The 13,290-nt window shown below is 67.6% G+C and carries 13 protein-coding genes; all 13 read left to right on the plus strand.

Going from position 1 to position 13,290, the window contains the following annotated elements; genetic code table 11:
• Window positions 1–80 precede the first annotated feature (80 nt).
• The 13 genes from FFF93_RS04310 to FFF93_RS04370 all read left to right on the plus strand — a co-directional run bounded on the left by FFF93_RS04310 (window position 81) and on the right by FFF93_RS04370 (window position 13,233).
• Window positions 81–473 carry a MarR family winged helix-turn-helix transcriptional regulator gene (locus FFF93_RS04310; protein WP_138770550.1) on the plus strand — a complete coding sequence of 131 codons (393 nt, stop codon included), beginning with the start codon at window positions 81–83 and terminating at the stop codon, window positions 471–473.
• A gap of 70 nt (window positions 474–543) precedes the next feature.
• Window positions 544–975: an organic hydroperoxide resistance protein gene (locus FFF93_RS04315; protein WP_138770011.1), complete on the plus strand. Its 432-nt coding sequence runs from the start codon at window positions 544–546 to the stop codon at window positions 973–975.
• Entirely contained in the window at window positions 972–1,997 is a 1,026-nt protein-coding gene (locus FFF93_RS04320) for an NADP-dependent oxidoreductase (protein WP_138770010.1), read from the plus strand. The genes FFF93_RS04315 and FFF93_RS04320 overlap by 4 nt, the downstream gene beginning before the upstream one ends.
• A 341-nt stretch (window positions 1,998–2,338) precedes the next feature.
• Window positions 2,339–3,409, plus strand: coding sequence for a BMP family protein (locus tag FFF93_RS04325; protein WP_138770549.1), 1,071 nt, complete (start codon window positions 2,339–2,341; stop codon window positions 3,407–3,409).
• Between the two features lie 169 nt (window positions 3,410–3,578).
• Window positions 3,579–5,192, plus strand: a complete 1,614-nt coding sequence (locus FFF93_RS04330) for an ABC transporter ATP-binding protein (protein ID WP_138770009.1) — start codon at window positions 3,579–3,581, stop codon at window positions 5,190–5,192.
• Entirely contained in the window at window positions 5,185–6,573 is a 1,389-nt protein-coding gene (locus FFF93_RS04335) for an ABC transporter permease (RefSeq protein ID WP_138770008.1), read from the plus strand. The genes FFF93_RS04330 and FFF93_RS04335 overlap by 8 nt, the downstream gene beginning before the upstream one ends.
• Window positions 6,570–7,907 (plus strand): ABC transporter permease, encoded by a 1,338-nt coding sequence (locus FFF93_RS04340; protein ID WP_138770007.1) that lies wholly within the window; start codon window positions 6,570–6,572, stop codon window positions 7,905–7,907. The genes FFF93_RS04335 and FFF93_RS04340 overlap by 4 nt, the downstream gene beginning before the upstream one ends.
• Window positions 7,908–7,909: 2 nt before the next feature.
• Window positions 7,910–8,335 (plus strand): cytidine deaminase, encoded by a 426-nt coding sequence (locus FFF93_RS04345; protein WP_138770006.1) that lies wholly within the window; start codon window positions 7,910–7,912, stop codon window positions 8,333–8,335.
• Window positions 8,332–9,654: a thymidine phosphorylase gene (locus FFF93_RS04350; RefSeq protein ID WP_138770005.1), complete on the plus strand. Its 1,323-nt coding sequence runs from the start codon at window positions 8,332–8,334 to the stop codon at window positions 9,652–9,654. Before FFF93_RS04345 ends, FFF93_RS04350 begins: the two co-directional genes overlap by 4 nt.
• A gap of 143 nt (window positions 9,655–9,797) precedes the next feature.
• Window positions 9,798–10,448, plus strand: a complete 651-nt coding sequence (locus tag FFF93_RS04355; RefSeq protein ID WP_138770004.1) for a DedA family protein — start codon at window positions 9,798–9,800, stop codon at window positions 10,446–10,448.
• A gap of 175 nt (window positions 10,449–10,623) precedes the next feature.
• A complete protein-coding gene (locus FFF93_RS04360) occupies window positions 10,624–11,307 on the plus strand; it encodes a DedA family protein (RefSeq protein WP_138770003.1) in 684 nt (227 codons plus the stop codon).
• A 32-nt stretch (window positions 11,308–11,339) separates the two neighbouring features.
• Entirely contained in the window at window positions 11,340–12,512 is a 1,173-nt protein-coding gene (locus FFF93_RS04365) for an adenosine deaminase (RefSeq protein WP_138770002.1), read from the plus strand.
• Between the two features lie 76 nt (window positions 12,513–12,588).
• Window positions 12,589–13,233: a MazG nucleotide pyrophosphohydrolase domain-containing protein gene (locus FFF93_RS04370; protein ID WP_138770548.1), complete on the plus strand. Its 645-nt coding sequence runs from the start codon at window positions 12,589–12,591 to the stop codon at window positions 13,231–13,233.
• Window positions 13,234–13,290 lie beyond the last annotated feature (57 nt).

Genomic DNA, 13,290 nt, shown 5'->3' on the forward strand with positions numbered 1-13,290 from the left:
GTTCTTGGGTGACCGAAACCATTTCCAGCCACGCCCCCGAGCCTGGCGTCCCCCGCCTGGACAGGCAGGTGTGCTTCGCCATGTACTCGGCCTCGCGGGCTGCCACAGCCGCTTACCGGCCGATGCTGGACGAGCTCGGACTGACCTACCCGCAATACCTCGTGATGATGGTGCTCTGGGAGGACCAACCGCGCGGCGTCCGCGAGCTGGGCGAGGAGCTCGGCCTCGACTCCGGCACGCTCTCGCCACTGCTCAAGCGGCTCGAATCCCTCGGCTACGTCGAGCGACGGCGGTCCACAGCGGACGAGCGGCGCGTGGAGGTATTCCTCACCGCGGCCGGCACCGCCCTCAGCGCCCGCGCCACCGGCATTCCGCAGCGGCTCGCCGATGCCGCCGGACTTTCCGCCGTGGAGCTTGACCAGCTCCGCGAGACGCTGGGCCGGCTGACCGCTGCGCTGCAGGACGGCCGCTGACCCACGCCGCCAGGCTGCGATTCCGCGGCACCCCCCAGTTTTCTCTGAATTTCCAACAGATCGGACCCTTATGAAGACCCTCTATACGGCCGAGGCACTGGCCTCCGGCGAAGGACGCGACGGAAACGCGCAGACGTCCGACGGCAAGCTCAACGTCGCACTGGCCAGCCCGGTTGAGCTCGGCGGCAGCGGCGAAGGGACCAACCCCGAGCAGCTCTTCGCCGCCGGGTACGCCGCCTGCTTCCACTCCGCCCTGCGCCTGGTGGGCCGCCAGCAGAAAGCGGACCTGACCGACTCCGCCGTCGCCGCGAAGATCCACCTCGGCGCCCTCGACGGCGGCTCCGGCTACGGCATCGCCGCCGAACTCGAGGTCGCACTGCCGGCCGTGGACCGCGAAACCGCCGAGGCGCTCGTCGCCAAGGCCCATGAGGTCTGCCCTTACTCCAACGCCACCCGAGGCAACATCACCGTAGACATCAAGATCCTGGAGGTCGCCGCATGAGCAACGAAACCACCACCATCCCCACCACAACCCGCGAGATCCAGCTCGCGTCCCGCCCGCACGGACGTCCCGTGCCGGAGAACTTCCGCCTCGCCGAGTCGGCTCTGCCGGACCTGCAGGACGGGCAGGTCCTGGTCCGCAATCTCTTCATCTCGGTGGACCCCTACATGCGCGGCCGGATGAATGACGTCAAGTCCTACTCCGCGCCGTTCGCCCTGGACGCCGCCATGGAGGGCGGCGCCGTCGGCGAGGTCATCGCCACCCGCTCAGCCGACCGCGAGGTGGGGGACACTGTGGTGCACAGCCTCGGTTGGCGTGAGTACGCCGTCCTGGACGCCGCCGCGACGACGCCCGCCCGCACCGACCTGGCCCCGGCGTCGGCCTTCCTGGGCGCGCTCGGCATGACCGGCCTGACCGCCTACGCCGGGCTGCTCAAGGTCGCCGAATTTAAGCCCGGCGAGGCCGTCTTCGTCTCCGGCGCAGCCGGCGCCGTCGGCTCCCTGGTGGGGCAGATTGCCAAGGCAATGGGTGCCTCCCGGGTGATCGGCAGTGCCGGCACCCCGGAGAAAGTGGCCCGCCTGCTGGAGCTCGGCTTCGACGCCGCCTTCAACTACCACGACGGCCCGGTTCGCGAGCTGCTGAAGGAGGCCGCGGGGGAGAAGGGCATCGACGTCTATTTCGACAACGTCGGCGGCGAGCACCTCGAGGCCGCGCTGTCCGTGCTCAACGTCGGCGGCCGCGTCGCCATGTGCGGCGCCATCTCTCAGTACAACTCCACCGAGCCGACGCCGGCCCCGCGGAACCTCATGCTGGCCATCGGCAAACAGCTGACCCTCAAGGGCTTCCTGGTGGGCGGCTACTGGCAGTACATGGGCGAGTTCGTCGAGAAGCTCTCCGGCTGGCTGGCCGACGGCACCGTCCGTTACGACGAGACCATCGTGGATGGGTTGGAGAACGCCCCGCAGGCCTTCATGGACCTGCTCGAGGGCGCCAACACCGGAAAGATGCTGGTCCGCCTCTGAGCTAGCTCCGCCACCAGCACGCGCGAACGTACACTTGAGGCCCCGATTTCCCACGACTTCGGGGCCTCAAGTGTACGTTCGCGCAGGTGGGGTACCGCTTGGTAACAAGTTCTCAACAATCTGGGAAACAGCTGTGAACTGTGTTACTCGACGTGTTCCATGACACTAAAGTAGCTTCCATCAGTGCGCCTCGGCGCAGTGCTGCGAATCCGTCAGTGACAACAGTGTTTCGGGGGAAAACCGGAAGCAGACACTCATTGGACTCCCGTCGTAGCGCCTATCTCTTTCTTCCTGGAGGAACTTTGAAGAACTCACTGCGCGCCACCCTTAAGCGCGGTTCAATGGCCGGCGTCGCCACCGCGGGTGCGGCTGCCCTGCTGCTCACCGGTTGCGGGGCCGCCCCCGACGCCGGCAGCAGCGCCACCAAGTCGGCCAGCAACTACACGGGCTGCATCGTGTCCGACTCCGGTGGATTCGACGACCAGTCGTTCAACCAGTCCTCCTACGAAGGTCTGAAGAAGACCGAGAAGGACCTCGGCATCAAGGTCAACCAGGTCGAGTCCAAGACCAACAACGACTTCGAGCCGAACCTGCGCGCCATGGTCACCGCCGGCTGCAACCTGACCATCACGGTCGGCTTCCTCCTCGGCGACGCCACCAAGACCCAGGCCACGGCGAACCCGGACAAGCACTTCGCGATCATCGACTTCGGCTACGACAAGCCCATCGCCAACGTCAAGCCGATTATCTACGACACGGCCCAGGCCGCCTTCATGGCCGGTTACCTCGCCGCCGGCACCACCAAGTCCGGCACGGTCGCCACCTTCGGCGGCATCAAGATCCCCACCGTCACCATCTTCATGGACGGCTACGCCGACGGCGTGAAGTACTACAACGAGAAGAACGGCAAGAACGTCAAGGTTCTCGGCTGGGACAAGGCCAAGCAGGACGGCTCCTTCACCGGCGACTTCGAGAAGCAGGACAAGGGCAAGCAGTTCACCCAGAACTTCCTCGACCAGGGTGCGGACATCGTGATGCCCGTCGCCGGACCGGTCGGCAAGGGTGCAGGCGCGGCCCTGAAGGAAGCCAAGGCAGCAGGCAAGGACGTCAAGCTCATCTGGGTTGACTCCGACGGCTTCCTCACCGCTCCGGACTACAAGGACATCATGCTCTCCTCTGTCATGAAGCAGATGGGCGAAGCCGTGGAGACCGTTGTGAAGGAAGACAAGGACGGCAAGTTCACCAACACGCCGTACGTCGGCACCCTCGCGAACGACGGCGTGCAGCTGGCTCCGTTCCACGACCTGGACTCCCAGGTTCCGGCCCAGCTGAAGTCGGACCTGGACCAGATCAAGAAGGATATTGCCTCCGGCAAGCTGAAGGTTGAGTCCGCAGCCAGCCCGAAGGCCTAACTCCCTCGCTAAGCGCCACGGCCCGCGCGGTTTTAGACCGCACGGGCTGTGGCGCTTTTCGTTGCGCCGGCCCCGCTTCGCCGGTCGTCGCAGGCACTAGGCTGGTTCTGCAGCCCCATCACCGGCATCCGGGCCGTGACCCGGACATACTTCGAGATTGGTCAGAGTTTTGAAACTTGAACTCAAGGGGATCACCAAACGCTTCGGCTCCCTGGTAGCCAACGACCACATTGATGTGGTGGTTGAACCGGGGCAGATCCACTGTCTGCTTGGCGAGAACGGCGCCGGCAAGTCCACGCTGATGAACGTCCTCTACGGGCTCTACGAGCCGACCGAGGGCGAAATCCTCATCGACGACAAGCCCGTCAGCTTCCGCGGTCCCGGGGACGCCATGGCGGCCGGCATTGGCATGGTGCACCAGCACTTTATGCTGGTGCCGGTCTTCACCGTCGCTGAAAACGTGGCGCTGGGGGCTGAAACCACGAAGGCCGGCGGATTCCTCAATCTCGATGACACCCGCCGGAAGATCCAGGAGATCTCCGACCGGTACGGCTTCGACGTCGACCCCGACGCCCTGATCGAAGACCTGCCGGTCGGCGTCCAGCAGCGGGTGGAAATCATCAAGGCCCTGGTCCGCGACGCCAAGGTGCTGATCCTGGACGAGCCCACCGCCGTGCTGACGCCGCAGGACACCGATGAACTGCTGGACATCATGCGCCAGCTCAAGAGCCACGGCACCTCGATCGTCTTCATCTCGCACAAGCTGCGCGAGGTCAAGGCCGTATCGGACACCATCACGGTGATCCGGCGCGGCAAGGTCGTTGGCACGGCCAGCCCCACGGCGTCGACGACGGAACTCGCCTCGATGATGGTGGGCCGCGCGGTCAACCTGACCCTGGACAAGGCCCCGGCCAAGCCGCAGGAAACCACCTTCCAGGTCAAGGACCTGACCGTGATCGCGCCCAGCGGCCAGCACGTGGTGGACGGCATCAGCTTCGACATCGCCCGCGGCGAGATCCTCGCCGTCGCCGGCGTCCAGGGCAACGGCCAGACCGAGCTCACCGAAGCCATCCTGGGCCTGCAGGACCGGGTCCACGGCTCCGTCCTGCTCGACGGCGAAGAACTGCTGGGCCGCAGCGTCAAGGACGTGCTCGGCGCCGGCGTCGGCTTCGTGCCGGAGGACCGCTCGGTGGACGGCCTGATCGGGACGTTCTCGATCGCCGAAAACCTGATCCTGGACCGTTACGACCAGGAGCCGTTCGCGAAGGGCATCAGCATGAGCCCGGCCAAGGTGCTGGAAAATGCGCAGACCCGGATCGACGAGTTCGACGTGCGCACCCCGTCCGGCTCGCTCGCCGCGGGAACCCTGTCCGGCGGCAACCAGCAGAAGGTGGTCATGGCGCGCGAGCTGTCGCGTCCGCTGCGCCTCTTCATCGCCTCCCAGCCGACCCGCGGGGTCGACGTCGGATCCATCGAGTTCCTGCACAAGCGGATTGTGGCGGAACGCGACCACGGCACGCCCGTGATGATCGTGTCCACCGAACTCGACGAAGTGATCGAACTGGCGGACCGGATCGCCGTGCTTTACAAGGGCAAGCTGGTGGGCATTGTGCCGGCCGGCACCGGACGCGACGTCCTTGGCCTCATGATGGCCGGGCTGTCGCCCGACGAGGCCCACGCCGACACCACCAAGACCCCGGCAACCACAGCCGCTGCCCCGGCGCCCGCCGCCCAGTCCGCGCAGGAGTCAGCCTCCGGCGCCGTAGGAGAGCACCATGACTGAAGTAAACAAGCCCCGCCACGCGGCTGAACCGGACCCGGCCCACACCCCGGACACCGAGGCCCCGGACACCGAGGCCCCGGCGGCCGACGCCACCACCGCCACCTCGCTGGACACGGCCGGCGGCGCCATGCGTCCCTCCGCCGTCCCGGTCTCCGCCCAGAGCGGGACCGTCCCCGGCGGCCCCGACTCGCTGCTGCGCAAGATCTTCACCGGCAGCGGCATGGTTTCCGTACTGGCCGTGCTGCTCGCGCTGATCCTGGGCGGCCTGCTGATCGCCAGCACGGACAAGGAGGTCAGCGCGAGCGCCGGCTACCTCTTCGCCCGGCCCAGCGACTTCTTCTCCGCCGTCTGGTCCGCCGCCACGCGCTCCTACGTGGCGTTGTTCCAAGGCTCCGTGTTCAACCCGCGCGGCACCGGCGTGGCCGGGCAGTTCGCCCCGTTGATGGAAACCCTCACCATCGCCACCCCGCTGATCACCGCAGGCCTCGGCGTCGCCCTTGCCTTCCGCGCCGGGCTGTTCAACATCGGCGCGCAGGGCCAGATCATCATGGCCGGCATCCTCGCCTCGTGGGTCGGCTTCGCGCTGCACCTGCCGATGGGGCTGCACCTGCTGCTGGTCCTGGTGGCCGGCATCGTCGGCGGCGCCCTCTGGGCCGGACTGGTCGGGTTCCTCAAGGCCCGCACCGGCGCCCACGAGGTGATCCTGACGATCATGTTCAACTACATCGCGCTCTACTTCCTGCGCTACCTGCTCAACACCCCGGCCTTCCAGCGGCCCGGCGAGACCAACCCGATTTCGCCGATCCTGGATCCCAGCGCCATCTACCCGCAGATCCTGGGCACCCAGTACCGGCTGCACCTCGGCTTCCTCCTGGCGATCGCCGCGACGGTGTTCGTCTGGTGGGTGCTGAACCGCTCGACGATCGGCTTCGAATTCCGGGCCGTCGGCGCCAACCCGAAGGCCGCCCTCACCGCCGGCATCAACGTCCCCCGCGCCACCATCCTGGTGATGGCGATCGCGGGAGCCCTGGCCGGCATGTCCGGCGTGGCCCAGGTGGCCGGCACCGAGAAGGTCCTCACCGACGGCGTCGCTGCCACCTACGGTTTTGACGCCATTACGGTCGCGCTGCTGGGACGGTCGACGCCGTGGGGCACCTTCGCCGCCGGCCTGCTGTTCGGCGCCTTCCGCGCCGGCGCCGTCCAGATGCAGATCCAGACCGGGACCCCGATCGACATCGTGCTGGTGGTCCAGTCGCTGATCGTGCTGTTCATCGCCGCGCCCCCGCTGGTGCGCGCGGTGTTCGGCCTGAACCCGCGCAAGAAGAAGGCCGCCAAGGCCGCCAAGTCCAAGCAGGCAGCAACCACCGGAGCAGCAGCATGAGCACAACAGCAACCTCGCCCCAGCCGGGACAGCAGCCTGCACCCCGGCCAGACGAAAAGCCGTCGGCCACCAACCACAAGCGGGCCGTGACCGCCAAGCCCGTGACCTGGAAGATCCCCGTCACCCTGCTGGTCCTGGCGGTTGTGGCGTTCATCTTCTTCGGGCTGATGGGCCCGCACCAGACCGCCAAGTTCGGCATCTCCACCGCCAGCGACTTCTTTCAGCTGCCGGCGCTGGAGGTTCCGGCCTTCCTCGGCGGCATCGTCCTCTCGGTGCTGATGCTGGCCCTGGCCGGCTACGCCGTCTTCCTCAAGACCCGCAACCACAAGGCCCCGGCCTGGGTCCCGGTCGCGTTCATTGTCCTGTTCGTCGCCGCGTTCCTGATCTGGGTGGTCGGCGGAGCCCGCACCACCAACATCTCGCTGGCCGGACTGATCGCGGGCTCGGTGACCCTCGCCGTGCCGCTGGTGTTCGGCTCGCTCTCCGGCGTGCTCTGCGAACGTGTCGGCGTCGTGAACATCGCCATCGAAGGCCAGCTCCTGGGCGGCGCCTTTACGGCCGCGATCATCGCCACACTGACGCACAACCCCTTCCTGGGCCTGCTGGCCGCGGCCGTGGCCGGGGCGCTTGTGTCCATGGTCCTGGCCCTGTTCAGCATCAAATACGTGGTCAACCAGATCATCGTCGGCGTCGTGCTCAACGTCCTCGTCTCCGGAGTCACCGGCTTCCTGTTCAGCACCGTCATGCAGGCGGACAAGGCCAAGTTCAACTCGCCGGAGCACCTTGACCCGATCACCATCCCCGTCCTGGGCGACATTCCGCTGATCGGGCCGATCCTGTTCAAGCAGTCCCTGATCGGCTACCTGATGTACATCGCCGTGATCGTGGTCTGGGTGGGGCTGTTCAAGACCAAGTGGGGCCTGCGGGTCCGTGCCGTCGGCGAACACCCCCAGGCAGCCGACACGATGGGCATCAAGGTCAACGCCACACGCTTCTGGAATGTCACCCTCGGCGGCGCCATCGCCGGCATCGGCGGCTCCTTCTTCACCCTCGTCGCGATCGACAGCTTCACCAAGGAGATCTCCGGCGGCCGAGGCTTCATCGCCCTGGCCGCCCTGATCTTCGGCCGCTGGAACCCGATCGGCGCCTTCTTCGCAGCCCTGCTGTTCGGCTTCGCGGACAACCTGCAGAGCATCGTGACGATCATCGGCACCCCGGTCCCGAGCCAGTTCATGGCGATGCTTCCGTACCTCGTGACCGTGCTCGCCGTCGCCGGCCTTGTCGGCCGCTCCCGGCCGCCGGCGGCCAGCGGCATTCCGTACGTCAAGGGCTGACGATGACGGAGAACCTGGCAGCAGGCACGGCCGCCGCCGTCGACTGGGCCGCCCTCGAGGAGGCGGCCGTCGCGGCGATGGAAAACGCCTACGCGCCGTATTCGAAGTTCGCGGTGGGGGCGGCTGCCCTCACCGCGGACGGCCGGATCGTCAGCGGCTGCAACGTCGAAAACGCCAGCTACGGGCTCACGCTGTGCGCCGAGTGCGCGCTGGTGGGCAACCTTCACATGACCGGAGGCGGCCTCTTGCGCGCCTTCTACTGCGTCGACGCGCACGGCAACGTGCTGATGCCGTGCGGCCGGTGCCGCCAACTGCTCTACGAATTCCGGGCCCCGGACATGGAGCTCATGACCACACAGGGCATCAAGACGATGGACCAGGTGCTCCCCGACGCATTTGGCCCCCAACACCTGGAGGAAACCCGGTGACCCAGAACACCAGCAACAGTGAAGCGTTCGACGCCGTCGACATCATCCGCATCAAGCGGGACAAGGGTGTACTCAGCCCCGCCCAGATCGACTGGACGATCGACGCCTACACCCGTGGCGCCATCGCCGACGAACAGATGGCGGCACTGAACATGGCCATTCTGCTCAACGGCATGGACCGCGCCGAGATTTCGCGTTGGACCGCGGCGATGATCGCCTCCGGCGAGCGGATGGACTTCTCCAGCCTGCGCCGGCCCGACGGCGGCGTGAAGGCCACTTCGGACAAGCACTCCACCGGCGGCGTGGGGGACAAGATCACCCTGCCGCTGGCCCCGCTGGTGGCGGTCTTCGGCGTCGCCGTGCCGCAGCTCTCCGGCCGAGGCCTCGGCCACACCGGCGGCACCCTGGACAAGCTTGAGGCCATCCCCGGCTGGCGCGCAGCGCTGAGCAACGAGGAAATGCTGGCCCAGCTGCAGGACGTGGGCGCCGTGATCTGCGCCGCCGGCGCCGGACTGGCGCCGGCCGACAAGAAGCTCTACGCCCTGCGCGACGTCACCGGCACGGTCGAGGCCATCCCGCTCATTGCCTCCTCGATCATGAGCAAGAAGATCGCCGAGGGCACCGGATCACTGGTCCTGGACGTCAAGGTGGGCAGCGGCGCCTTCATGAAGGACGAGGCGCGCGCCCGCGAGCTGGCCGAGACCATGGTGGCCCTGGGCAAGGACGCCGGCGTTAACACGGTGGCCCTGCTGACCAACATGAACACGCCGCTGGGCCTCACCGCGGGCAACGCGATCGAGGTCGAGGAATCCGTGGAGGTCCTTGCCGGCGGGGGACCGGAGGACGTCGTCGAACTCACCGTCCGGCTGGCCGAGGAGATGCTGGCCTGCGCCGGCGTCCACGACGCCGATCCGCGCGCCGCCCTCAAGGACGGCCGCGCCATGGACGTCTGGAACCGGATGATCGAGGCCCAGGGCGGCGACCCGCGCGCCAAGCTGCCGGTCGCCAAGGAATCCGAGACCATCTACGCCCAGGCCGACGGTGTGCTGGTGGAACTCGACGCGATGGCCGTCGGCGTCGCCGCCTGGCGCCTCGGAGCCGGCCGCGCCCGCAAGGAGGACCAGGTCCAGGCCGGTGCCGGTGTGCGGATGCACGCCAAGCCGGGCGCCACCGTCCGCGCCGGGGAACCCCTGATGACCCTGCTGACGGACACCCCGGAGAAGTTCGGCCGGGCGAAGGAAGCGCTCGAACACGCCGCCGTGATCGCTCCGGAAGGCTCCCGACCGGCGCAGCAGCTTATCATCGACCGCATCGCCTAAGGCCCCTCGTTGCCCTATCACTTATGGCTGCTCTGACCCTGGTTTAGCAGCCACAAGTGATAGGGCAACGGGCCGCGGCGGGGCAGTACACTGGCACCACAGCATTCCGGGAGAAACCGGGTCCCGCCGTGCGTTAGGAAACCGTGCAGGCAATTAACGACTTCATCCTGGCCGCAGCGGGCCAACCCTGGGTCTTGTTCCTAGTGTTCGCCTGCTGCGTGATCGACGGCTTTTTTCCGCCGGTTCCCAGCGAGTCGGTGGTGGTCGGCCTGGCCGCCGTCGCCGCGACCGCCGATGTGCCCAACCCGGTCCTGCTGATCGTCGTGGCGGCCGCCGGCGCATTCTCCGGGGACAACATTGCCTACCTGATGGGGCGCGCCACCGGAACCACGCGCTGGAAGTGGATGCGCGGGCACCGGGCTCAACGGGCTTTCGGCTGGGCGGCGCGCGAGCTCCGGAAGCGGCCGGCCTCGCTGATTATGGTGGCGCGGTTCGTCCCGATCGGTCGGGTGGCCGTCAACCTGACCGCCGGTGCCACCCATTATGCGCAGTCCTACTTTGTCGGGCTGACCGTGCTCTCCGCGGTGCTGTGGTCCAGCTATTCGGTGGCCGTCGGCCTGTTCTTCGGCCAATGGTTCGACGACAACCACCTGCTGGGCGCCACGATCGCGATTATCTGCGCGATCGTCCTCGGTATTGCCGTCGACGTCGCCCTCAGCAGGCTGCGCGGCAGGCTGCCAAAGGAGGTCGTCCTGGACGACCGGAACCAGCCCGCGCCGCCGACGGACGGCTAAGGGCCGCCCGGAGCGCCACGGCGGGAAACATCGGACCGGCCGCGTAGCGCGAGACCCCCCGACCGTGGGACACTGGGATGCGATTCACGTCACGTCCGTGCCGTAGGCCCGCCAGTGCCAGCCCGTCCATTCCGGGTACGTCCCGACCCTTTCAGTTTCTAGGAGCACAGCCCGCGTGGAGTTCATTAATGAGGCCGTGCTCCATGCAGCCGGCCAGTGGTGGATTTACCCCCTCCTGCTGGCGTTTTTCTTCGTCGACGGCTTCGCCATGGTGGTCCCCAGTGAGACGCTGATCGTGGCCCTCGCCGCGTACTCTCGGCACAGTGGGCAGCCCAACCTCTGGCTCCTCGGACTCACGGCGCTGCTTGGCGCCATCGCCGGGGACAATATGGCTTACCTGCTCGGCCGCAAGATCGGCCTCGAGCGGTTCCGCTGGATGCGCAAGCCCAAGGTGCAACGAGTCTTCGGCTGGGCCCGCTACGAACTCGAAAAACGCGGCGCCGTGCTCATCTTCACCGCCCGCTACATCCCCTGGGGCCGCGTGGCCGTCAACTACGTCGCCGGCACCACTGGATTCCCGCACCGCAGGTTCTTCGTCCTGGACGCCTTTGCGTGCTTTACGTGGGTCATCTACTCGCTCGGGATCGGTCTGCTCGCCAGCTCCTTCCCCTGGCTGCACCACAACCCGCTGCTGAGCGCCGGCATCGCCGTCGTCTTCGCAATCGTCTTGGGCGTCGGCGTCGATCACGCCCTGCGCTGGTGGCACAAACGCCTGGGCCGGCGCGATGAAGCCGCCGCGGCGGAAGTTCCGACTTCGGACTCCGCCCGGTCCGCAGAGACCGACGCCTCCCGCAAGTAGCGCACGGCGCCGTCCGACCCTATGGTGGGAACGTGACTGAGACTATTCCTGACGCTGCCCCTGACCTCGAATTCGACCTGAAGGGCCTCCCCAAGGTCTCCCTTCATGACCACCTGGACGGCGGACTGCGTCCGGCCACCATCATTGAACTTGCCGAAAAAGTCGGCCACACACTGCCCTCCACCGACCCGGTCGCGCTGGGGGAGTGGTTCCGCGAATCGGCCGATTCCGGCTCCCTGGTCCGCTACCTCGAGACCTTCGACCACACCATCGCCGTGATGCAGACCAAGGAAGGCCTGTTCCGCGTCGCCAAGGAATTCGTCGAGGACCTCGCGGACGACGGCGTCGTCTACGGCGAGGTGCGCTGGGCACCCGAGCAGCACCTGCAGCAGGGCCTGTCCCTGGACGACGTCGTCGAAGCCGTCCAAGCGGGCCTGGACGCCGGCGTCGACGCCGTCGCCGAGACCGGCCGGGAAATCCAGGTCGGCCAGCTGATCACCGCCATGCGCCACGCCGACCGCGGCCAGGAGATCGCCGAACTCGCCGTCCGCCACCGCTACAAGGGCGCCGTCGGCTTCGACATCGCCGGGGCCGAGGACGGCTTCCTGCCCTCCCGCTTCAAGGACGCCTTCACCTACCTGGCCCAGCACAACTTCCCGGCCACCATCCACGCCGGAGAGGCGGCCGGCCTGGAAAGCATCCAGTCCGCCCTCGTTGACGGCCGGGCGCTGCGCCTGGGCCACGGGGTGCGGATCGCCGAGGACGTCACCGTCGAGTTCGAGGACGCCGAGTCGGCAGAGGCTGCCGCCACCGACCCGGACAGCGACGAGGTCGACGACAACATCGGCCTCGTGACCCTCGGCGAGCTCGCCAGCTGGGTCCGGGACCGCGGCATCGCGCTGGAAATCTGCCCCTCCTCCAACCTGCAGACCGGCGCGATCGCCGGCTTCGGCGAGGGCATCGAGAGCCACCCCGTGGACATGCTCTACCAGCTCGGCTTTAACGTCACGATCAATACGGACAACCGGCTGATGAGCGGCGTGACCCTCACGGACGAGTTCGAACTGCTGGTGGAGACTTTCGACTACGACCTGGACGACCTGCTCGAGCTGACCCTGAACGCCGCCGAAGCCGCGTTCCTGCCGCTCGAGGAGAAGGAAGCCCTGGTCGAGTACATCAACGAGGCCTACGCCGACCTTGGCTGAGGACCCCAACGCAACGGACGCGCGGCTCGGAGAGCTGCTGCAAACAATCGCCGAGCTGCGCGTCCACTGCCCCTGGATGGGCGCCCTCAGCCACGAATCCCTCGTGGAGTACCTCCTCGAGGAGGCCCATGAGGTGGCCGAAACCATCGAGGCCGACGGCGGCGACGCCGAGCTGCAGGCCGAACTCGGCGACGTCCTGCTGCAAGTGGTGCTGCACGCCAGGATTGCCGAGGAACGCGGCGCCTTCGACTTCCACGATGTCGCCCGGGGCCTGCGGGAGAAGATGATCCGGCGTAACCCGCACGTCTTCCGCCCCGACGGCTCGTTGCAGGACAACTTCCCGGCCACGGTCGAGGAGATCGTGCTGAAATGGGACGCCGTGAAAAGGGCCGAGAAGCCCGGCCGCGAGCACGCCTTCGAGGGGGTTCCGGCCGCGCTTCCGGCCCTGGCCCGGGCGCAGAAGCTGCTGGACCGGGCCGAACGCGCCGGACTGCCTGTTGAACCCGGGGCCGCACCGGCGGCCGCACCGACCCCCGTACCCGCCACCGAACAGGAGCTCGGCGAGCTGCTGTTCGGCATCGTCGCGGCTGCCCGCCGCAACGGCCTGGACGCCGAACGTGCCCTGCGCGCGGCCAACCGCCGCTTCGAGGACACTCCAAGCAGCGGCACCGGTGGCGCCGGCGGCACCGGCGCCGCGGGGCAGCGTCCGGGGGCTGGATAGCTTTCCGTAACTTATCCCACTCTCGACTAGGCTAGAGGCGACGAGGACGTCGGTTTT

It is taken from the genome of Arthrobacter sp. KBS0702 (genome assembly GCF_005937985.2).
Taxonomy (GTDB): Bacteria; Actinomycetota; Actinomycetes; order Actinomycetales; family Micrococcaceae; genus Arthrobacter.